Source organism: Clostridium sp. 'White wine YQ' (assembly GCF_028728205.1).
Classification (GTDB): Bacteria; Bacillota; Clostridia; order Clostridiales; family Clostridiaceae; genus Clostridium_T.
In genome coordinates this window covers 25,844-49,119 of sequence record NZ_JAQYUU010000005.1, presented here as the reverse complement: position 1 = coordinate 49,119, position 23,276 = coordinate 25,844, and the positions used below count along the sequence as shown (strand labels likewise).

Here is a 23,276-nt window from a genome sequence, read left to right as displayed (position 1 = left end):
TTGACAGTTTAGACTATAAATAGTATTATTTGTGGTAGTAAGATATATTTTGTTAATAGATATATCTTTATGAAAGGAGATGGTATTAATGAGTAACAGATTAAAGGTGGTTATGATTTAAAACTGAATATGGGCGAAAATGTAGTTATTAAAATGTGATTTTATGAACATACATTTCCGCAGAGTATAGTAACCTTTCATAAAAACTTATTTGGATAAGTAACGCCGTGAAAAGGGCGTATTTTTTTTACCTTTTTAGGGTTCTACAATATTTTAAATCAATATATTTATCCGCAGAAAGTAATAATAATTTTTTTATGGTTACTTCTGCGGAATTTTTATGCCCATTTTTAGAAGATTGTTTATTTTTTGAAAGGAGTGATGTTATATGAAAAATTTATTTTATATTATGAAAAAAATAAATAAGCATTTGGAGGAATTAGATGAATAATAGTATTATTGAAAAGTATGGTTATACAGATTTTTATGAAAAGCAATTATTAGAGTTAGATAGTTTAGATAATGAATTGATTCCAGGAAGAATTGTAGAGGTGCATAAGGAGCAGTATAAAATTATTACGGAGTATGGCGAGGTTCCAGGAAAACTAAAAGGATCTATTTTTTATAGCGATAAAGTAGAAAATATATACCCTACAGTTGGTGATTTTGTGCTTTTAAAGTACAATCCTTATGGAGAGAGTACTATTTATAAGGTACTTGAGAGAAGAACTAAATTCTCAAGGTTAGATTCATGGAATAGAATAGAGCAAGTTGTTGCAGTGAATTTTGATTATGTATTTATTATGGTATCACTTAATCAAGATTTTAATATTAAGAGAATAGAAAGATATTTAAGTACAGCTTGGCAGAGTGGAGGAATTCCTGTAATTATACTAACTAAAGCTGATCTATGTGATGACTATCAAACTGAAAAGAACGAAATTGAAAATATAGCGGTTGGAGTAGACGTGATTCCAGTAAGTTCGTATACAGGTAAAGGCATTGATTTATTAGATAAATATATTAAGCCCAAAAAAACAATTGTATTTTTAGGATCTTCCGGAGTTGGAAAGTCATCGCTTGTGAACAGAGTTTCAGGTAAAGAGGTTATGAAGGTAAATTCAATTAGAGAAGATGATAGTAAAGGAAAGCATACAACAACTCATAGACAATTAATCATGCTAGACAATGGAACTATGGTAATTGATACCCCTGGAATGAGAGAGTTGGAAATGTGGAATGTAACAGATGGGTTAGATATTACGTTCTCCGAAATTGAGGAACTAGCTGTTAAATGTAAATTTAGAGATTGTAGTCATCAAAGTGAACCTGGATGTGCAGTTAAAGATGCATTAGAAACTGGGGAATTATCAAAAGATCGTTGGAATAATTACTTGAAGTTAAAAAAAGAAGCGGAATTTGCTAAGAGAAAGGAAGAATCTAATCTTAGACAACAGCAAAAGAAATTAAGAAAGAAGTAGAATAATTAAAAGCTGCCTTATAGTGAAGAGGCAGCTTTAATAATATAAAAAAGTATAATTTTTAATTGATAATTACTATTGACAATAAATGAATGAACATTTATTATAGAATAAAATAGAGGTGAGTTAATGAGAAAGAAAGATGATGAAAAACAAAAGAAAATAAAGGAAGCAGTTATTAAGTTAACCCTTCATGAAGGTTTTCATGGTGCATCAATTTCTAAAATTGCAAAAGAAGCTGGAGTTTCACCTGCAACAGTGTATATCTATTATGATAATAAAGAAGTAATGCTTAGGGATATTTATAGAGAATATTCAGAAGAAGTATTTGAATATTTATTAAGTAAACTTAAAAATGAAATGGATGGAAAGAAAATAATAGAACAGCTTATTAGAAATTATTATTCATATATAAATGAAAATGAAGAAGTTTTTCATTTCGTTGATCAATTCTCAAGTTGTCCAGCACTGTCTAATAATTGTAAAGGGAAATCTGGAATATGTATTCTTTATAAGTTGTTAGATGAAATGAAGGATAAGAAAATCATTAAAAATTATAAAAATGAAAATATAGTTGCAATATTATTTTCACCACTAAAAGCAATTACTATTAACAAAAATGATAATGATAAGGAAAAAGAGTTAATTGAAGAAATGATACAAATAATTCAATATGCTCTATTAGTATAAGTAAATGATTCATTTATTTTGCGAGGCTATTTTTATAATATTATAATAAATAATCTCGTTAAAAAAATAGAATATAATAAATGAACATTCACTTAAGAATATTTATTAAAAGGAGTGAGTAATATGGAAAAATATAATTTAAAGAATAATGAAGCAATAGTAATACCTGTAGCAAACTTAGTTTTATTAACAGGTATGACCTATACATTAAAGATAAACAGATTAACAAAAGAGGAATTAGAGATTTTATCTACTGAAGATAATAATGCTATTGCTCTACCCTTAAGGCAAAACTTTAATAGAGATGACATGAAAGAAGAAGACTTACATAATGTAGGTGTATTATTTAAGATAATTGATATAGTTAACAAGGATGATTCACATCAAGCAAAAATTAAGGTTATTGATAGGGTTGAAATAAAAACATCAAGTTTTAAAGAAAATGCTATAATAGCTGAATATGAATTAGCATCGGATATAAATGATATTGATGGAAAAAATAAAGAAGATATGCTTAAGTATATTAAGAAAACAACTGAAGAAATTGGTGAAAACTTTAAAGGGGCAGAAGCTTTCGTTAAGATTATCGAGGGTATGAATGATTTAAATGCTCTAATCGGATACTTAACTCAATACATGCAAATATCTAGTGAAGAAAAATATGACTTGATGAAGACTCAAAGCGTAAAAGAGAGAAGCTTAAAGTTTATAGATTATCTTTTAAAACAAAGAGAAAGTATTCAATTGCAATTCGAAATGGCTGAAAGATTTAATAAAAAAGCCAATAAGAGTTATAGAGAAGCTGTTTTAAGGGAGCAACTTAAAGCAATACAAGAGGAATTAAGTATAGGAAAAGATGGAAGTAAAAAGAAGGACGCCGATTATAGAGAAAGAATAAAAGAAGCAAGAATGCCATCAGAAGTGGAAGAAGTTGCATTAGAGGAAGCAACTAAACTTGAAAGTCAAAACCCTAGTAGTTCAGAATATAATGTTATACGTAACTATTTAGAACTTTTATTAAAACTTCCTTGGAACGTTGATGAGCAAAAAGATATAAATGTTGTTAGAGCAAGAAAAATTCTTAATGATGATCATTATGGATTAGAAAAAGTTAAGGAAAGAATATTGCAATATCTAGCAGTAATGAAGCTTAAGAAGAATAAGAAAGGTTCAATTTTATTATTAGTAGGGCCTCCGGGAACAGGTAAAACAAGCTTAGGTAAGAGTATTTCAGAAGCTCTTAATAGAGAATATATACGTTTAAGTTTAGGTGGAGTTAGAGATGAAGCCGAAATACGAGGACATAGAAGGACATATGTAGGAGCAATGCCTGGAAGAATAATTCAAGGAATTAAAAATGCAGGAGTTAAAAATCCAGTAATGATACTTGATGAAATTGATAAGTTAATGACTGGTTACAACGGAGATCCTGCAAGCGCATTATTAGAAGTTCTTGATCCAGAACAAAATAGTACATTTACTGATCATTATTTAGATGTACCTTATGATTTATCACAAGTATTCTTTATAGCAACAGCAAATTCTACTCAAGGAATACCTGCACCATTATTAGATAGAATGGAAGTCATTCAAATATCAAGCTATACAATTAATGAGAAGTTCCATATAGCTAAAAATCATCTAATTCCTTCAGTAATTGAGGAACATGGATTAACATCCAAGAAATTAATTATAGAGGATGATGCACTGCAAGCAATTATCAGTGATTATACTATGGAAGCAGGGGTTAGAGGACTTAAAAAGCAATTAGCAACTATAGCTAGAGTAGCTACTGAAAAAATGGTGTCAAGTAAGAAAAAGACTCCGTTTGTAGTAAATGAAGACCAATTAGAGGAACTACTAGGTAGAAAGGTATCAAGACATGATAAAGCTCAAGATAGTAATCCAGCTGGAGTAGTAACAGGCCTTGCTTGGACACCTGTAGGAGGAGAGATTCTCTTTATAGAAGCTACAGATATGCCTGGTAATGGACAAGTTATTTTAACTGGTAAACTTGGAGATGTAATGAAAGAATCAGCAAGAATATCATTAAGTCTATTAAAATCAAGATTTGCAGTGAATACATTTAAAGAAAAAGATTTACACATACATGTACCTTCAGGAGCAGTTCCAAAGGATGGTCCATCAGCAGGAATAACCCTATTTACAGCACTAGCATCTTTAGTTACTGGAGTGAGAGTAAATCCAAAGTTAGCAATGACAGGTGAGATTACCTTAAGAGGTGCTGTATTACCAATTGGTGGATTAAAAGAAAAACTTATAGGGGCTCAAAGAGCTGGGATAAAAAAAGTATTAATTCCAAAAGATAATGTTGTTGACTTAAAGGATGTTCCAGAAGAAATAAAGGAAGAATTAGAGATAATAGCTGTCGAGACAATAGAAGAAGTAATAAAAGAAGCTTTAGGAATATCATTACCATCAGTACAACGTGTATTAAACCCAGAATTATCACTTGAAGGACATTTTGGCATTTCAGAAGTGTAAGTAAATCAAAAATTTAAGGAGAATAAATCAAATGCTTAATTTTAATTATTCAATACCTACTAATATATTTTTTGGTAAGGAGCAAGTTAATGTTTTACCAAATGAAATAAAAAAATATGCATCTAAGGTTTTAGTTGTTTACGGGGGAGGTAGCATTAAGAGAAGTGGACTATACGACAAGGTTATTGAACTTTTAAAGGGCAATAATATTGAATATTGGGAACTATCTGGTGTTGAACCTAACCCTAGAATAACTAGTGTACGTGAGGGTGTTAAGATATGTAAGGATAATAATATAGAATTAGTTCTTGCAGTCGGTGGGGGAAGTTCAATAGACTGTGCTAAAGTAATTGCAGCTGGCTACTACTATGAAGGAGATTCATGGGATATAGTAAAGGATCCAAGAAAAATAACAAATGTACTTCCTTTAGCTAGCATACTAACATTGTCTGCTACAGGGTCAGAAATGGATGCGGGAGCTGTTATCAGTAATTTAGATACAAATGAAAAACTTGGAACAGGACATCCATTAATGGCACCAAAGTTTTCAATATTAGATCCAACATATACATTTACAGTACCTGCTTCTCAAACTGCAGCAGGTACTGCAGATATAATGAGTCATATATTTGAAGTATATTTTAGCAGGACAAAAGAGGCATATTTACAGAATAGAATGGCAGAAGCATTGCTTAAGACTTGCATAAAATATGGACCAATTGCAATGGAAGAACCAGAAAATTATGAAGCCAGAGCTAACTTAATGTGGGCATCAAGCTTAGCGATAAATGGATTATTAAGCTATGGTAAGCGAACTGAGTGGAGTGTTCACGCTATGGAGCATGAATTGAGTGCTTTTTATGATATTACACATGGTGTTGGTCTTGCAATCTTAACTCCTCATTGGATGAAATATATATTAAATGAAGATACTTTAGATAACTTTGTTCAATATGGAGTAAATGTTTGGGGAATAGATGAGAAGGAAGATAAAGTTTCTATAGCAAATAAAGCAATAGAAAAAACTAGAGAATATTTCAATGAACTAGGAATTCCATCAAGATTATCTCAAGTGGGCATTGATTCTGAAAAGTTAGAAATAATGGCAAATCAAGCTACAAGAAGAGGGGATTTAGGAAATCTAAGACCTCTTAATTCACAAGATGTATTAAATATATATAAATTAGCACTATAGTAAATAGAAAATGATATTTATCTCTAATGTCATCCTGTAATAATGGATTAGGCATTAGAGATATTTTTTATAGAAAAAATATTGGTAAAAAAGCTTAAAGAATTAGCTTGGATATACTATAATGATTCTAAGTTATAAAGATAATAGTTTGATTGGATGTGCATTATAATGAAGCAAACCAAAAAAATAATAATTTTTGCCATTGTTTTGTTTATGGGAACCATTATTCTTAATAATAAAGGAATAGTTAAGGCAAAGATGAATAATAAACTAAGTCTTACTGAAGATGAGAAGAATTGGCTTGAAGAAAATAAGGATAAAACTCTTACTTTAGGAGTAGACCCTAACTTAGGTTCAGAGTATTTCAAATATAATAATGAAATACAAGGCTATCTTACCCCACTTATGAAGAATATAAGTGATGATCTAGGAATAAAAGTTAAGATAAAAACTGATAACTGGGGAAAAATTTTTTCTGACTTAGAAAATAATAAGATAGACTTACTTTATGGCGCAAATGAAACTCAAGAGAGAGACAAGTTTATGGTATTTACAGATCCAATTATTAAAATACCTTATGTGATAATTTCAAGAAAGAATAATTCAATCAAAACAATTGGAGATATAGATAAAAAAACAGTTGGGTTTATGGAAAAAGACTATATAATTGATAACTTGCCTAACGTGTATAAAAATATTAGTTATAATAAAAAAACATATGTAAATCAGCAACAAGAAATTAATGCACTATTACATAATGAAGTGGATGCAGTTATTATGTCTGGAGGTTCAGTAATTTACGATTACTTATATAAATATCCTGATATAGATTATGTATCTAAAATAAGTAATATCAATTCTGATATGACTTTTTCAGCGAAAAAAGAAAATAATATATTAATAGAAATATTAAATAAAGAAATAGAATATTTAAAAAACAATAATTTATCAGAAATTATAAATAGCGCACAAATAAAATACAACCTGAAAGTAATGAACTTGACTGAGGAAGAAGAAAAGTGGCTTTTAGAAGATGGAAAAGCTAATGTAGGTGTAACAGAAGATTACCTTCCTTTCGACTATTATGATGAAGGTGAATTTAAAGGAATCGATGGAGAACTAATAAAAGAAATATCAAGAATGACTGGTATAAAATTCAGCTATACGTTTAGTGATTTTGATAGCTTGTCAGATAGTCTTAGGGCTGGCAAAATAGATGTATTAAATATTGCAAAAACGGATGAAAGAATGAATTATGTATTATATCCTCAATCTTTTAGTAAGGAAAGAGATATTATAGTTGGAAGAAAAGATGAAAAAGAAGCCAGAGATATATATGGTTTAGAAGGAAAAACTGTTGCAGTCATAAATGGTTTTTGGCAGGATGAAGTTTTAGTTAAAAGTCTTTCAAATGTAAATATAATAAGAACTAACGATATTCAAGAATCCATGCAACTTGTCCATGAGGGAAAAGCAGATTATCTTATCGAAAATCCAACTGTTGTTAGATACTATACTGAGGAGCTTCAGTACTATGATTTAGTTCAAAGAGGAAATACTAGCAATGATTCATTCTTGTATTTAGGAGTTTCAAAGAGTAAGCCTGAGCTAGCAGGGATAATAAATAAAGTATTACCTATGATAGATATGGATGAAATATATCAGAAGGGTTATGAGGAAGTACCTCATATGAATTACAATAAAAGCAATGAAAAACTTTTTATACTAGTAATAGTTTTATTAATGATTATTATAATAATAATACTATTTATTGTTAAGTTGATAGGAGCATTAATACGTGCAAAAACGGAAAAAGAGCTATTGCAGCAGAGAGAATATTATCTTTCAATAGATCCTCTGACGGAATTTTACAATAGGAGTTACTTCAATACTAAGTTTTTAAACAATATTGATGAATCAAGTTATCCTCAAGTACTAATTGTAGCAGATATAAATAATTTAAAGGTTGTGAATGACACATATGGACATTATTATGGAGATACATATATAAAATTATTTTCAGATGCCTTAAGAGAATCGTGCCCCAACGATAGTGTTATATTTAGGATTGGTGGGGATGAATTTTTTATAGTAATCAATAATTCAAATGAGGAAACTGCAGTTGAGGTAATAAATAGAATACATGAAAGGTCTAAGGAAAAGAAAATATCATTTGATGGAAAGGATATATTTGTTCCGACTGGAGCTATAGGATATTCTATTAGATATTCATCAGAAATATTATTTGAAGACTTATATAAAGCAGCAGATGAGAATATGTATATGAATAAACGAATGTTTAAAAAGAATATTGAATAGAAATAAAAAAGGAGTTAAGCATGGGTGCGTCTTTGAACGCTAATGCCACAACCCCTTTTTATTTTGAAGTTAATCTTTATTAATGAAATAGTCTAGTAAATCCTCTATGCTAACAATACCAACCACCTTATCATTTTCAACTACAGGCATAGCAATAATATTGTTATCACGTAGTCGTTTTGCTACAACAAGTATATCTTCATCTGATTTAGCAGTTATTACTGATTTTGACATAACCCAGTCTACAGGACAACTATCATAATGACCAGGATGAATCATGAATCTATATATATCAGCTTTTACAACCATACCTACCAAGGTATTGGTATCATCTACTACAGGCATACCGTTTAGGTTAAGATTTTGTAAGGTGTCTAAGGCCTTATCTACGGTGTCATTTACATTAATGGTATGTAAATCATTTTTAATAAATTCAGTTATTTTCATAATATCATCCCCTTTAAAAATATAATATTAGCCAAATTAGCAAGATGTAAACGTTTGATGATTATATTAGTATTTTACTATAAAAAGTAACAATTTAAAATATAAAATTAAACTAATCTTATTAAGGATTAATTTAATTTTAAAAAAAGGAGCATTAATTTCAATGCTCCTTTTTATGAATATATTATTTTTTTCTTTTTTTAACAAATACATAAACAATAAATGCTAATACAGCAGCTATTACTATATAGTCAGCTATATGAAGCCAAGAACGAATTACTTCCCAATTTTCCCCCATTATATATCCAGCATAACCAAGTATTATGCTCCAAATTAATGAGCCTAAGAATGTATATATAACAAATTTGTTGAAATTCATTTTGCTAATTCCAGCAGGAAGCGAGATAAATGTTCTAATAATAGGTAGTAACCTAGAAAAAAAGGCTATTTTCTCTCCATATTTATTAAAATAATTGTCACTCATTTCTAGGTGTGATTTCGATAACCTCAATTTAGTTGCATACTTTTCAACTAAAGGTCTACCACCTTTGGCACCAAGGTAATAGGCGAATATAGAACCAGCAGTTCCACCCAATGTACCAATGATAATAACAAGTGGAAGACTAAGACGTGTGCCCTCATATGCTGAAGAAGCTAAATATCCTCCAAAAGGTAAAATTGCTTCACTTGGAATAGGAATACACGCACTTTCTAATCCCATTAATAAAAACACACCAAAGTATCCTAATTTCCCCAAGACAAAGATTGCCCAATTAACAATAAATTCAATCATTTAAAATCTCCTTAATTAAAAGTTAATATATTATGTAGACATAATTATAACATATGAATGTTTAATAAACAAAAAATATGTGAATAAGATGGCATAACTAAATGGTATATATTTAAAATGCCTAATGCTAAATTTGCATAAAAAACCTCTGAAACAATTCATAAATTTATGAAATTATTTTTTTAAATGATTAATTTAGATAAAATTGAAAAATTTTGTCTTACATATAAACTAATGTAAGCAATTATCCGAAATATTGTATATCAAGAATATATTTATTAAGTGTGTAAGTATATGTTAAAATTAAGTTATATTATCAAAAGTGGAGGTACATCATATGGAGGCTGCAAAAAAATCATTTTTAGTTGAAGATTTAAAACCGGGCATGATTGCTGCAAAGGAAATAAGAGCTGAGGGTAAGGTGCTTATTGCAAAAGGATTTCCAATTACCGAGTCAGTATTACATAGGTTAAAAGAAAAATATATTTTAACAAAAATTGAAGTATATTCTGAAGATGATGCAGTTTTGATGAATACCACCCTTGAAAAACAGAAAACGGTAAAACAGATTGATGAAGAATTTAATAGATTTTCAGAGAATATAAAATACATTTTTAAAAATGTATTTAATGTTAAAATATCTGGAATAGATGAAGTAAGAAAGTTTGCTAAAGAGATTCAAGATGAACTTGACTCAACTAGTGCAATTATTAAAAACATTGTACTATATGGTAGTGGAGATGATGCTATATATAGACATTGTGTTAATGTAGCAGCATTAAGTTGTATCCTAGGAAAGTGGTTAGAGCTTGGTGAAAAGGATAACAACTTACTTACATATTCAGCCATACTGCATGACTTTGGGAAAACTAAATTAAAAGAAGATATTTTATATAAGGTGGACCCATTAACAACTAAGGAATTTAGTGAAATTAAGAACCATACTGTACTAGCATACAATTCTGTAAGAGGTGTTCCATACTTAGATAGTTCAGTTAGTCTAGGTATATTAATGCATCATGAAAGAATGGATGGTTCAGGATATCCATTTGGGATAAGAGATGAGCAAATACATGATTTTGCAAAGATAATAGCCATTGCAGATGTTTTTGACGCAATTAATTCAGACAGAGTTCATAAAAAGAAGAGAAGACCTTTTGAAGCCTTAGAAATAATAAAAGAAGAAAGTAAAGGGAAATTACATTATGAATTCTGTAATGTGTTCCTAAGCAATATAGTAAATTATTATACTGGGGAAAAAGTACTTTTAAGTAATGGAGAAGAATGCAAAATAATTCAGATTGATATTAATGATATAGCTAGACCATTATTATTTAGCAAAGATGGATTCTTAGATTTAAAGAAAGAAAAAGATATATACATAGAGCAATTGCTTGTTTAAAATAAAAAATAAATTTAATGACTAAAAGGATATTATTAAGTAAACTAATAATATCCTTTTACGTTTGTGTATATATTAGTTTTAGCTAATTATGGATATAATTAAGGAAGATATTTATTGGATGGTGGAATTTATATGATGAGGAGTTTAAAAGCTGGAGATTTCATTGGAATAGTAGCATGCTCTAATAAATTGCAATTAATGAATAGAGAAAAGATTCATGAACTAGAAAAATTCATTAGTTGTTTAGGCTTAAAGGTTAAATATGGTAACAACATATATGAAGAAGAGTGTTGTTATGAAGATCCAAGAGAGAAAGCGCAAGGGCTTATGAATCTATTTATGGATAAAGAAGTTAAAGTAATATTTGATATTTCAGGTGGAGATTTAGCTAATGGAGTATTAGATTTCTTAGATTTCAATTTGATAAAAGATAATCCAAAAGTATTCTGTGGGTATAGTGATTTAACTGTTATTATAAATCCACTAAACACCATGGCTAATATAGAAACATATTACTATCAAATTAGAAACTTAGTGGGAGAATATAAAGAACAACAACAGAAGGAATTTATTAAAACATTTTTCCAAGGATATAATGATTTAATAAATTTTAAATATAATTGGATTCAAGGGGATAAAATTCAAGGTGAAGTAGTTGGTGGAAATTTAAGGTGTTTTTTAAAGTTATCAGGAACAAAATATATGCCAAGCTTTGATAATAAAGTTCTTTTTTTAGAAAGCTTAGGCGGAGATGATAAGAAGATAGCTACATATTTAACACAATACAAGCAAATAGGAGCTTTTGAGAAGATAAGTGGTATTATTTTAGGTTCTTTTTCGGAGATGGAGGATAGAAATTATTATCCAAAGGTTGAAGAAATACTTTTAAATATAATAGAAGATAAAAAGATCCCTGTTATTAAGACTGCTTATTTAGGGCATAGACAAAATAGTAAGGCTATTTCCATAGGCAATAATATTAATTTATTTAAGGAGACATTTTATGAAAAATAAATTTAACGTAGAGAAATTTATAAAAAAGTATCCTTATGTAGAGGATGAAATTGAGAATAATTATGTTGATTTAGTAGAATTGAATAATATATATGATGATTACATGAATTTTAAAGACAACTATGAATCTCAAGCAGATTTTATTTCAAATATATTAAGAACTCATAATCAAATTCATTCAGTTAAATCAAGAGTTAAGGACCCAGAAAGATTGATAGAAAAAATCATTAGAAAGACCTCGAGCAGGAAGGAAAAGTATGGGGAAGGTTTTAAGTTTACAACAGAAAATTATAAAAATGAAATAAATGATTTAATTGGAATAAGAGCAATACATATATTTAAGCAGGATTGGGAAAGTATACATGAATTTATACAAGCTACATGGAAGGTAATAGAAATTACTGCTAATGTAAGAGCAGGAGATGACACAAAGAGATTTGAAGAATTAGGGATTGAAATTAAGTCTAGGCAATCTGGATATAGATCAGTCCACTATCTCATAGAATTTTATCCTACTAATCAAAAGGTTATAGCAGAAATCCAAGTTAGAACTATATTTGAAGAAGGGTATGGAGAGATAGATCATCAACTTAGGTATTCTCATAAAGAAATACCAAGTATACTTGAATCAAATTTATTACTATTCAATAGAATTGCAGGAAGTGCTGATGAGATGGCATCACTAATTAACTTATTAAGTAAGGACCTGAGTGAAATAGAGCAAAAGTATGCTCAAACAATAATTGAAAAAGATGAAGAAATAAAGAGATTAAAGGAGAAGAAATGAGAGTAGATTTAGAAGAAATTATATATGCAATGGATTTTATGGATGAGGGAGCAGGGGCATATTATCACAAGAAAAGTGAAATGGTTTTATCTATATCACAAAGAGAATATTTAGCAGCTAAAACAGGAGTTGAGATAGATAATTATCCTGAGTGGCAGCAAGAAGCTGTAAAATGGGCTTATGATATAGTTGAAAATAAAGAAGATTATATAAAATTACCTGATAAATTACAATTTGATGATAATACAATATTAAAATTTTTCATAAAAGAGATTGATGAAAATGTAAGGGGAAAAATTGAAACTGATTTGTCTAGAGGGAAAGATATTAGATATATAAGAGAAAATTATAGTGAAATTTTTGATGGCGAAGCATGGTATGAATATAAGGATAATTTTTTCATAAATTTAGCAAAAGACTGGTGTAAGGCTAATAATATTACATTTAATTAAATTAAGAAAAAGTTAAAATATACGATAAAGTTGTTATGTAGTAAAAGTGTTTAATTTGAGGATAAAAGAGAAGTTTTATATCAAAACTTTATTCTAGAAAGTAGGTATATTTGATGGTATATTCAGTGCAATTCATTAGAGCTGTAATTGAAAATATGATAAATGCTTTTTCGTATAATAAAATAATAACAGATGAACTAGGTAATGTTATAGATTATGAAATTATTGAAGTTAATAAGGCATTTGAAAGTGCTTCAGAGATGAGACGTGAAAATATATTAGGAAAGCGTATAAAAGAAGAGCAGAAAAATAGCAATAAGGAAAAGGCTCACTGGTTTGAATTTTATAATGATGTTTCTATTTGTGGGAAATGTAACATTATAGAACGATATAGTCAAGTTACTAATAAGTGGTATCTAATAAATACATATTCAATAGAGAAAGGGTATTTTGTTTTAATATTTATTGATGTAACGGCAATAAAGGAAAGACAATTAGAATTAGAAGAAAAGAATTCAATATTAAATAAGCAAGTTGAAGAACTCGAACGTAAAATTTCTGTGGCCTTAGAGAAAGAAAAAAGACAAAAAAGAGCACAAGAAATAGGAAATCTAGGTAGTTGGGAACTGGATTTAACAACAGGAAATTTTAATGCATCGGAAGAAGCTTTTAAATTATATGGACTAAAAGAAAACCGGGATATAATAAAATTTGAAGATTTAAATTCCAATGTTCACGTGGATGATAAAGAGAGAAAAGATAAGGCCTTTGAAGATTTGATTTGTGGAAAAGGGAAATATGATATTGAATATAGAATAATAAGGGAAGATACTAATGAAATTAGATATATTCATTCAATAGCAGATGTTGAAAAAGACGTTAATGGAAATTCAATACGGGTAATTGGTGTAGTTAATGATATTACTGATAAGATAAATTATGAGATTGGGTTAAGCAATAAAAATCAAGAACTAGAAGCACTTTACGAACAAATTGCAGCATCAGAAGAAGAATTAACTAGACAGTTACAAGAAATTCAGGAAAGTAATAAATTGTTAGAATTAAGTGAAGAAAGATATAAAACTTTAGTCAATTCATCTCAAGATATGATATATAGTTGTGATGTAAATGGAGTTTTCACCACTGTAAATCAGAGATTTTGTGAGATGATGAAACTTAAATTAAAAGATATAATCGGAAAGACAATGGGTGAAATAGTAAATAAACAAGAAAACTCAAAGAAATGGGATAGAGTTATTCAAAAAGTAATAAGTTCAGGGGAAACTATAATTACGGAAAATAAATACGTAGCTCAGAATGGTAGAACACGATATTTTAATGTCACTTTATGCCCAATATTTGATGGGAAAGATAATGTTATAGGTGTTACAGGAACCAATCATGATATAACAACACTAAAAGAACATGAACTAACCATTACCCATATGGCATATCATGACAACTTAACAAGTTTGCCTAATAGAAATCTCTTTTTAGACAAGTTAAAAGAGGCAATTGCGAATTCAAATGTCAATAATACTAAAGTTGCAGTATTATTCTTAGATGTTGATAATTTTAAAAAAGTTAATGATACGCTAGGACATTCAGTTGGAGATGAATTACTATTACTTACAACTCAAAGATTAAGTGAATGTGTAAATGAGAAGAATTTAATTGCTAGACTTGGAGGAGATGAATTTTCAATTCTTTTTGAAAATATTAATAAGGTTACGGATATTATTGATGTAGTGGAAGATATAAATAAATTATTTACTGATGATTTTAATATTAATGAGAATTTCATAAACTTAAGTGCAAGCATCGGAATCTCAGTTTATCCAGATGATGGACAAACAGCGGAAGACTTAATGAAAAATTCTGAAACTGCTATGTATAGGGCTAAAGAATTAGGCAAGAATACTTACCAGATTTTCAATGTAAATATGAAAGAGGAATTAATTAAGAAAATAAGTATTGAAGGTATGATAAGAACTGGATTAAAGAAAAAAGAATTTCTTTTATACTATCAACCACAATATCAAGCAAAGACAAGAAAATTAAGAGGATTTGAAGCCCTAATAAGATGGAACAATCCTGTGGTAGGCTTTTTAAGCCCATTAGAATTTATACCAATTGCTGAGGAAACTGGATTAATTGTTCAACTTGGTGAATGGGTACTGAATACAGCTGCAGAAATGTATAAAAATATAAAAGACAAGTATGGAATAGAAGTAATAATGAGTGTAAATATTTCTCCTATTCAGCTAAGACAAAAGAATTTTGTTAATTTAGTTTTAGGTGTAATTGATAGACTTAAAATAAAACCAGAGAATTTAGAATTAGAAATTACAGAAAGCGTATTTATTGATAATTTTGATAATAGCATTGAAACCTTAAAGAGACTAAGGAATTATGGAATAAGAATAGCACTTGATGATTTTGGAACAGGATATTCTTCACTAAGCTACTTAAAAAAGTTGCCTATTAGTATTTTAAAAATAGACAAATCTTTTGTAGACGAGATTGATGAAAATAATAAAGAAGCAATACTAACTGATTCAATAATTTCTCTAGTTCACAAGCTTAATATAGAAACCATTGCAGAGGGTGTAGAGGATGAATATCAGCTTGAATATTTAGAAAAGGCAGAATGTGATAATTTTCAAGGATACTATTTAGGTAAGCCTATGCCTGCTGAAATGATAGAAAAAGTGATAAAATTTAAAGAAATTGATAAAAAATAGACATATATGCTATAATTAGATTTATTGAATTATACTATAGATTTAAAAAGAGAAAAGCTTAAGTTTAAGATTTCTTAATTGGGGTACTTAGGAGGTAAGAGAAGTGAAGGTTATCAAGAATTTGTCAATTAGGTTAAAACTAATAATTACATTTGTTGTTATAGTTTTAATGATGTTAGCAGTAGGAATTATAGGAAATTATGGGGTTAGTACTATATCTAATAATGCAGATAATATGTACAATAAGAATTTAAGAAGTGTAGATACAATTCATTCGATCAAAGAAGATGTAACAGGTATTAATGTATATCTTCAAAATATAATTGTTTATAAAGATGCAGCACAGACTGAAGAAGCAGCAAAAGCAATTGGCGACTTAGATACAAATCTTAGAAAATCTATGGATCTTTACGGTAAAGAATTGTTAGTAAATGAAGATAAAGAATTATGGAAATCAATAAATCAAGATTACTTAAAATATGCTAATGCTAGGGAACAAGTATTAAATTTAACAAAAGATGGAGATTATGATACTGCAACTAGCAGATTAAAAGATGTAAGTGATATAAGGAAGCAGCTTTCAGATAACTTAGGAAAAATAATCGCAAAAAATCAAAACGCTGCAAAGGTACAAGCTTCTGAAAATTCAACAACTAAGAGTGGCGTAATTGTAAAAATGTACGTCATAATAGGAGCTGGATTTATAATATCTTTAGTACTTGCAACAGTATTATCTATATACATTCTAAAAGTAATAAGACAGGGTGTGAATTTTGCTAAAGCACTATCAGAAGGAGATTTAACATATTCATTAGAAATAGATTCAAATGATGAATTTGGCAAATTAATCGGAGCCTTAAACGAGGCAAAAGAAAGAATTAAGTTTATAATAAAAAAGATATCAGAACAAACTCAGGAGGTTTCAGCTTCTAGTGAAGAATTATCAGCAACCCTTGAGGAGATGTCAAGTACATTTGTAAATATCGAAGAGAATACAGGTAACATTGTTCAAAATATTCAAGATATAAATGCAGTAACAGAGGAATTATCGGCGACAGTGGAAGAAGTAAACAAAGGTATAACACAATTAGCGAATAATTCAACAGAAGCCAGTGAACAATCAGTTGAAATAAAAGATAGATCAGAAAACATTAAGGAAAGAGGAGTAACTTCCGTTAATGTAGCAGATAATCTATATGAAGAAAAAGAAAAAAACATCATAAAATCTATAGAGGATGGAAAAGTTGTTAGTGAGATATCAGTAATTGCTAATTCAATAGCATCAATAGCGGAACAAACTAATCTATTAGCTTTAAATGCAGCAATTGAAGCTGCTAGAGCTGGAGAACAAGGAAAAGGATTTGCTGTTGTTGCAGAAGAAGTTAGAAAGCTAGCAGAAGAATCAGCAGGTTACGTAGAAAATATTCAAAAGGTAATTAAGAATGTTCAAGGATCCTTTGATAATTTATCTGCAAACTCAAGAGATATTCTTGGATTTATAGATAATAAAGTTAAAGAAGACTACAATCTTCTTGTTGAAACTGGAGAATTATATGGTAAAGATGCTACATATGTAAGTAATCTTTCACAAAATATTGCATCAATGTCTCAACAACTAAATGCATCAACTGATGAAATAGCAAGGGTTGTACAGAACATGGCAGAAAATATGCAAAATACAACAAATAGATCAGAAGATATTTTAACAGGTATTGATGAAACTTCAAAAGCTATAGAACAAGTTTCTATTGCAGCTCAACATCAAGCTGAAATTGCAGAAGTTCTAAATGCATTAGTTAGTGATTTTAAATTTTAAGATGTAACAAAGGACTATATCAAATTTTGATATAGTCCTTTTTAACTAAAAAGAACAGATTAGATAACTAACACTATTATAAATAACTTATTATCTATATTTAATCTATAGACTAAATATAAACAAATCACTACTTGTAATAATGCTTCGTTCCACCATATAAGATATTTACATAACTTTAGAAAACCTTATGGCTTAGTAAAATCACTACAACACCAAATATGATGTGAGCTAGACTCTATAGAATAAGTTGGAATATCATAGTGATAGAAAGACTTCAACCACTATAACACTTTTCCTAACTCTATAAAATCCATAACTTCTTACAAATCATAATAAGAAATGTAAGGTGGCTTATCTAATCTGTTCTCTGATATTATGTTACCCAAAATAAGCTGAAGTATACTAAGGCAAATATTTCAATAAAATAAAATTATAACTGTACAACAGATGAAACATAAAGCATAATTATTACAGAACATTTTTTAGGGGGACTAAAATGAAAAGATCATATGATTTTTATAAGTGGAGAATATGGATAATTCTTTCGCTAACTTTTGTTATGTCATTGTTTCATAGAAGCGCATTAGGAGTAGTGTCAGATGATATAGCAAGGACATTAAATTTATCAGCTATTCAGTTAGGAAACTTAGCTTCAATAACTTTTTATAGCTACGCTATTATGCAAATACCTGCAGGAATATTACTAGATGTTTATGGATATAAAAAAGTAAGTATGTTTGGTGTAGTTTTTACTGGAATGGGTTCAATTTTACTTGGGCTTTCGGATAAAATATGGATGGCTTATGGAGGAAGACTTTTAGTTGGGATAGGAACTTCAGTAATATTTATTTCAGTGTTAAAAGCTCAATCTATTTGGTTTAGTAAGGAACAGTTTTCTAAAGCTTCATCAAAGTTATCTTTTATAGGGAATTTAGGAGGAGTAGTAGCAACATTTCCACTAGCTGCAATGGCAATAATGCTAGGTTGGAGGAATTCTTTTTATATAATGGGATTAGCTTGTTTCTTTGTCGGATTTATGGTTTACAAATATGTATATTCATCTCCAAAAGATGTTGGATACAATGCTCTGGGAGATGAAAATCAAATTAAAAAAATTAAATTAGGATATGCCTTAAAAAGGGTTATTAGAAATAGGGCAACTTGGAGAAACTTTTTTATATTATTTTCATTAGTAGGATGCACAACAGCATTGACTGGATTGTGGGGAGTTTCATATTTTACTTCAATCTATGGGGTGAATAAGACTACTTCAGCCTTTTACATATCATTTATAATTTATGGATTAGTTGGAGGGTCAATTTTAGTAGGAAATGTTGAAAAATTTCTATCTGATCCTATAAAAACTTTTCCAAGAATAAGTTTAATTATAAATACAAGTATATGGATATATATTTTAATAATCGAAGGTGGAAAGCCACCAATAAAAATAGTTCCATATTTGTTCTTCATAATGGGAGTGTTTGCTATGTCTCTTATTCTGTGTTTTACTGATATTAAAGAAAAGGTTGATAGTTTATATATAGGAATAGCTACAAGTATTGTTAATTCTGGAGAATTTGTTGGTAGTTCCATAATAAGTATTTTAATTGGTTATTTTTTAGACTTTAATTGGAGTGGTGAAGTAAGTAATGGTATAAAGGTTTATGGGTTAGTAGAATATAAGATAGCATTTTTAATTTTTTTAGTTATTTCAATACTAGGCATAATTATGACTTTTATTAAAGATAAAGAAGTAGGAATAGAGGAAAATATAGAAAACTGTAAAACTGCTTCATATGATTCTATATAATTAAGGCAAGAGAATATATCTCTTGCCTTAAATTTTAATGATTAAATTTAGTCTTAAATTCCTCTATAATTTCGATTCCAGCACTAGTTCCTAATCTTTCAGCTCCAGCTTCTATAAACTGTAATGCTGTTTCTAGATTTCTTATACCTCCAGCAGCTTTTACTTTAACATTATCCTTAACTATAGATTTCATAAGCTTAACATCTTCTAATGTAGCTCCAGATGTACCAAAGCCTGTAGAAGTCTTAATAAAATCAGGTTTTACTTTTAGAGCTATTTCACAAAGTTTTATTATTTCGTCTTTTGAAAGATAACAATTTTCAAAAATAACTTTTGATATTACATTACTTTCTCTACAAATTGAAACGATATTTTTCATTTCAGTAGTTATATAGTCGTAGTTTCCATTTTTCAGTTCAACAATATTTATTACATAATCTATCTCATCGGCGCCTTTTTTAATAGCATCCTCTGTTTCAAAGATTTTGCATTCAAGGGTAGTTTGTCCAAGTGGAAATCCAATAGCAGCACCTACATGTACAGGTGAGTTTTCTAAGTACTTGCAACATAATTCTGTAGCAGAAGAATTTATGGCTACCATTTTAAAGTTGTATTTTTTACTATCCTCACAAAGTTTTTTAAAATCATTATTAGTTACATAAGGTTTTAAAAGAGTTTGATCAATCATATTAGCTAAATCGTTTACTGATAAATTTACATTCAATTCAAGTACCTCCCATAATTGCTAAAGTATTATATATATTGTATCACATTTTATATATAATAATTTTAAATTAGTGTATAACTTTTATTAAATAAAAAGCAGAAGACATAATATATAATAGTCTTCTGCAAATATGATGCTATTTATATCTTTCTTCTAATTTTATATAAAGCATTTCTTTAGCTAGTTTTGGATTTGCTTTTCCTTTAGAAAGTTTCATTACTTGCCCCATTAAAAAAACAGCAGACTGAGTTTTACCAGAAGTAAAGTCAGATATTGATTGAGGATTAGTATCTAGAACTTGAGCAATTATCTGTTCTAATTCATTAGTATTACTAATTTGAGCCAAGTCTTTAGCATTAACTATTTCATTTGCTGACATACCTGTTTTAAATATTTCACCTAATACCTCTTTTCCAGTAGTAGAACTTATCTTTCCAGATTCTATAAGCATTATTAATTCATATAAAGCTTTAGGAGTAACTTTTATTGAAGCAAATAAATTAGCTTCGCCATTTACTTCTTTTAATAATCTTAATATATCACCAAGAATCCAATTAGCAGCAGTCTTTGAATTAGTGCCAAGAGCAACAGTTTCCTCATAAAAAGAAGCTAACTCTTTATTGTCCAGAATTATATCAATTTCTCTTTCTGTTAAGCCATATGTATTAATAAATCTTACCTTTTTTTCTCTAGGCATTTCAGGTATAGAGCATTTAATTGAATTAATTTGTTCTTGAGTAACTATTATAGGGAGTAAATCTGGTTCAGGGAAAAATCTATAATCATGAGCATCTTCCTTACTTCTCATAAGTATAGTTTCGCCTTTAGTATTATCCCACCTTCTAGTTTCTTGTTTTATTTTAAGCTGCTCACCTAAAGAATATAAATCCTTCTGACGTTTTTCTTCTTTTTCAAGAGCTTTTTGAAGTTCCTTAAAAGAGTTGATATTTTTAATTTCCACTTTTGTATTTAACGTAGTTTCTCCAAGTTTTCTTATGGAAATGTTAGCATCACATCTTATAGATCCTTGTTCCATTCTGCAGTCAGATATTTCACCATATTGAAGTATACTTCTAAGAGACCTTAAGAATGTGACAGCTTCTTCTGGAGAACGAAGATCAGGTTCAGTTACTATTTCAATTAAAGGAACACCTGCACGATTGTAATCTATTAATGATATTCCATCAGATTCCAAATGAACTAGTTTTCCAGCATCTTCTTCAATATGAATTCTATTTAATCGTATTTTTTTAGTTTTTCCACTTATCCCTATCTCGACATATCCACCAGAGCAAATAGGTATATCAAATTGTGATATTTGATAAGCTTTAGGTAAATCAGGGTAGAAGTAATTCTTTCTATCCATTTTGCTTAATTTATTAATTTCACAGTTTAATGAGGTTCCAGCCTTAATTGCTAAATTTACAACTTCTTCATTAAGAACAGGAAGAGTGCCTGGAATACCAAGACATATCGGGCAGGTATTATGGTTGGGTTCTGCACCAAACTTAGTAGAGCAAGAGCAGAAGATTTTAGATTTGGTTTTTAATTCAGCATGTATTTCAAGGCCGATGATTGTTTCTAAACTCATAAATGATTCTTCCTTTCTTCATAACCTAAATTGGTGCAAGGGTAGAAATTTTTAATTCTTGCTCTAAAGCATAAGCTATCTTAAACATTTTTTCCTCACTATAATGAGGACCAATTATTTGCATACCAATTGGTAACCCATCATTACTTATTCCAGAAGGGATTGAAATTGCAGGTAAGCCAGCAATATTAATGTTAACATTATATATATCACTTAAATACATTGATAATGGATCTTGAATCTTATCACCGAGCTTAAATGCCAAAGTTGGAGATACAGGACTTATAATTACATCATATTTTTCAAAAACCTTCTTAAATTCTTCTTGAATTTTCTTTTTAAGTTTTTGAGCTCTTTTGTAATAAGTATCATAGTAACCAGAAGAAAGTGCATATGTTCCAAGCATTATTCTTCTTTTTACTTCAGAACCAAAAGCTTCAGTTCTGCTTCTTTCAATTAAATCGTGAGAGTTAGTAAATTCTTTTGGTCTATAGCCATATCTAATACCATCAAATCTAGCAAGGTTTGAACTTGCTTCAGCTGAAGAAATAATATAATATGCTGATAAACCTTCTTCGGTAATAGGGAGCGAAATCTCTTCAACTACTGCTCCTAAATTTTTTAATTTCTCAATTGCATTAAAAATTGAATCCTTTATTTCTTTATTAAGTCCATTTCTGAAAAATTCCTTCGGAATTCCTACTTTCATTTTTTTAATACCAGATTCAATTGAAGACAAATAGTCTTTTTGAATTTCTCCATTACAAGTAGTGGAGTCTAATGGATCATTTCCTTGAATTACTTCTAAAGTTAATGCGGCATCTTTAACTGATTTTGCTAACGGCCCTATTTGATCAAGGGAAGAGCTAAAAGCAATAAGTCCATATCTAGAAACTAATCCGTAAGTAGGTTTAAATCCAACTACACCGCAAAATGAAGCAGGCTGCCTAATAGAACCACCAGTATCTGAACCAATTGAGAGAGTAGCTAAACCAGCAGCAACAGCTGCAGCTGAACCACCAGAAGAACCGCCAGGGACTCTCAAAAGATTCCAAGGATTTTTAGTTACTTTAAAAGCAGAATTTTCAGTGGAAGAACCCATAGCAAATTCGTCCATATTTGTTTTACCAATTAGTATTGCATCTTCACTCAATAGTCTTTTGACTATGGTAGCGTCATAAGGCGGGATAAAATCTTCTAGCATTCTTGAGGCACAAGTGGTAGTTATTCCATCTGTACAGATATTATCTTTTATTGCAATCGGGATACCTGCAAGTTTCCCAGTAGGTATGCCAGTTCTAATCTTTTCATCAATAGTTCTTGCTTGAACAATTGCACTCTCTTCACATAGTTTTAGATATGCTTGCACTTTCGGTTCAAAAGTTTTAATTCTTTCAAAAAGGGAAGTAATAACTTCTTCACAAGAAAAAAGTTTTTCTTTAATCCCTTTAATTATTTCAGTTGCTTCCATTGTTTCAATATTCATACTTTCAACCA

Annotated in this window: 17 protein-coding genes; 12 read left to right on the top strand and 5 right to left on the bottom strand. The window is 29.3% G+C overall.

The window, feature by feature from the left end; genetic code table 11:
• Positions 1 to 443: 443 nt before the first annotated feature.
• The 5 genes from rsgA (at position 444) to PTZ02_RS14405 (ending at position 8,190) form a co-directional block, all read left to right on the top strand.
• Positions 444 to 1,481 carry a ribosome small subunit-dependent GTPase A gene (rsgA, locus tag PTZ02_RS14425; RefSeq protein ID WP_274228505.1) on the top strand — a complete coding sequence of 346 codons (1,038 nt, stop codon included), beginning with the start codon at positions 444 to 446 and terminating at the stop codon, positions 1,479 to 1,481.
• Positions 1,482 to 1,610: 129 nt separating this feature from the next.
• Positions 1,611 to 2,171, top strand: coding sequence for a TetR/AcrR family transcriptional regulator (locus PTZ02_RS14420; RefSeq protein WP_274228504.1), 561 nt, complete (start codon positions 1,611 to 1,613; stop codon positions 2,169 to 2,171).
• A gap of 123 nt (positions 2,172 to 2,294) precedes the next feature.
• The gene (gene lon, locus PTZ02_RS14415; protein ID WP_274228503.1) at positions 2,295 to 4,676 is read left to right on the top strand and encodes an endopeptidase La; all 2,382 of its coding nucleotides are present in this window, start codon (positions 2,295 to 2,297) and stop codon (positions 4,674 to 4,676) included.
• A 31-nt stretch (positions 4,677 to 4,707) separates the two neighbouring features.
• Entirely contained in the window at positions 4,708 to 5,871 is a 1,164-nt protein-coding gene (locus PTZ02_RS14410; protein ID WP_274228502.1) for an iron-containing alcohol dehydrogenase, read from the top strand.
• Positions 5,872 to 6,039: 168 nt separating this feature from the next.
• Complete coding sequence (locus tag PTZ02_RS14405) at positions 6,040 to 8,190, top strand: transporter substrate-binding domain-containing diguanylate cyclase (protein WP_274228501.1); 2,151 nt, start codon at positions 6,040 to 6,042, stop codon at positions 8,188 to 8,190.
• Positions 8,191 to 8,259: 69 nt separating this feature from the next.
• On the opposite strand, the gene PTZ02_RS14400 is transcribed toward PTZ02_RS14405, so the two are convergent.
• Positions 8,260 to 8,637 carry a CBS domain-containing protein gene (locus tag PTZ02_RS14400; RefSeq protein WP_274228500.1) on the bottom strand — a complete coding sequence of 126 codons (378 nt, stop codon included), beginning with the start codon at positions 8,635 to 8,637 and terminating at the stop codon, positions 8,260 to 8,262.
• Between the two features lie 184 nt (positions 8,638 to 8,821).
• On the bottom strand, positions 8,822 to 9,430 hold the full coding sequence (locus PTZ02_RS14395) for a DedA family protein (protein WP_274228499.1): 609 nt from the start codon (positions 9,428 to 9,430) through the stop codon (positions 8,822 to 8,824).
• A 337-nt stretch (positions 9,431 to 9,767) separates the two neighbouring features.
• On the opposite strand from PTZ02_RS14395, the gene PTZ02_RS14390 reads away from it, so the two are divergent.
• The 7 genes from PTZ02_RS14390 (at position 9,768) to PTZ02_RS14360 (ending at position 19,461) form a co-directional block, all read left to right on the top strand.
• A complete protein-coding gene (locus PTZ02_RS14390; RefSeq protein WP_274228498.1) occupies positions 9,768 to 10,832 on the top strand; it encodes an HD-GYP domain-containing protein in 1,065 nt (354 codons plus the stop codon).
• A 138-nt stretch (positions 10,833 to 10,970) separates the two neighbouring features.
• Complete coding sequence (locus PTZ02_RS14385; protein ID WP_274228761.1) at positions 10,971 to 11,849, top strand: S66 family peptidase; 879 nt, start codon at positions 10,971 to 10,973, stop codon at positions 11,847 to 11,849.
• The gene (locus PTZ02_RS14380) at positions 11,839 to 12,636 is read left to right on the top strand and encodes a RelA/SpoT domain-containing protein (RefSeq protein WP_274228497.1); all 798 of its coding nucleotides are present in this window, start codon (positions 11,839 to 11,841) and stop codon (positions 12,634 to 12,636) included. The genes PTZ02_RS14385 and PTZ02_RS14380 overlap by 11 nt, the downstream gene beginning before the upstream one ends.
• Positions 12,633 to 13,088 carry a hypothetical protein gene (locus PTZ02_RS14375; protein WP_274228496.1) on the top strand — a complete coding sequence of 152 codons (456 nt, stop codon included), beginning with the start codon at positions 12,633 to 12,635 and terminating at the stop codon, positions 13,086 to 13,088. The genes PTZ02_RS14380 and PTZ02_RS14375 overlap by 4 nt, the downstream gene beginning before the upstream one ends.
• Positions 13,089 to 13,201: 113 nt before the next feature.
• Positions 13,202 to 15,832 (top strand): EAL domain-containing protein, encoded by a 2,631-nt coding sequence (locus PTZ02_RS14370; RefSeq protein WP_274228495.1) that lies wholly within the window; start codon positions 13,202 to 13,204, stop codon positions 15,830 to 15,832.
• A 103-nt stretch (positions 15,833 to 15,935) separates the two neighbouring features.
• A complete protein-coding gene (locus PTZ02_RS14365) occupies positions 15,936 to 17,648 on the top strand; it encodes a methyl-accepting chemotaxis protein (protein ID WP_274228494.1) in 1,713 nt (570 codons plus the stop codon).
• Between the two features lie 499 nt (positions 17,649 to 18,147).
• Positions 18,148 to 19,461, top strand: coding sequence for an MFS transporter (locus PTZ02_RS14360; RefSeq protein ID WP_274228493.1), 1,314 nt, complete (start codon positions 18,148 to 18,150; stop codon positions 19,459 to 19,461).
• A gap of 34 nt (positions 19,462 to 19,495) precedes the next feature.
• Here the strand turns inward: PTZ02_RS14360 and deoC are convergent, their stop codons facing one another.
• The 3 genes from deoC to gatA all read right to left on the bottom strand — a co-directional run bounded on the left by deoC (position 19,496) and on the right by gatA (position 23,265).
• On the bottom strand, positions 19,496 to 20,149 hold the full coding sequence (gene deoC / locus PTZ02_RS14355; protein ID WP_274228760.1) for a deoxyribose-phosphate aldolase: 654 nt from the start codon (positions 20,147 to 20,149) through the stop codon (positions 19,496 to 19,498).
• Positions 20,150 to 20,324: 175 nt separating this feature from the next.
• Positions 20,325 to 21,779 carry an Asp-tRNA(Asn)/Glu-tRNA(Gln) amidotransferase subunit GatB gene (gene gatB / locus PTZ02_RS14350; protein WP_274228492.1) on the bottom strand — a complete coding sequence of 485 codons (1,455 nt, stop codon included), beginning with the start codon at positions 21,777 to 21,779 and terminating at the stop codon, positions 20,325 to 20,327.
• A gap of 25 nt (positions 21,780 to 21,804) precedes the next feature.
• Positions 21,805 to 23,265: an Asp-tRNA(Asn)/Glu-tRNA(Gln) amidotransferase subunit GatA gene (gene gatA, locus PTZ02_RS14345; protein WP_443112625.1), complete on the bottom strand. Its 1,461-nt coding sequence runs from the start codon at positions 23,263 to 23,265 to the stop codon at positions 21,805 to 21,807.
• Positions 23,266 to 23,276: the final 11 nt, after the last annotated feature.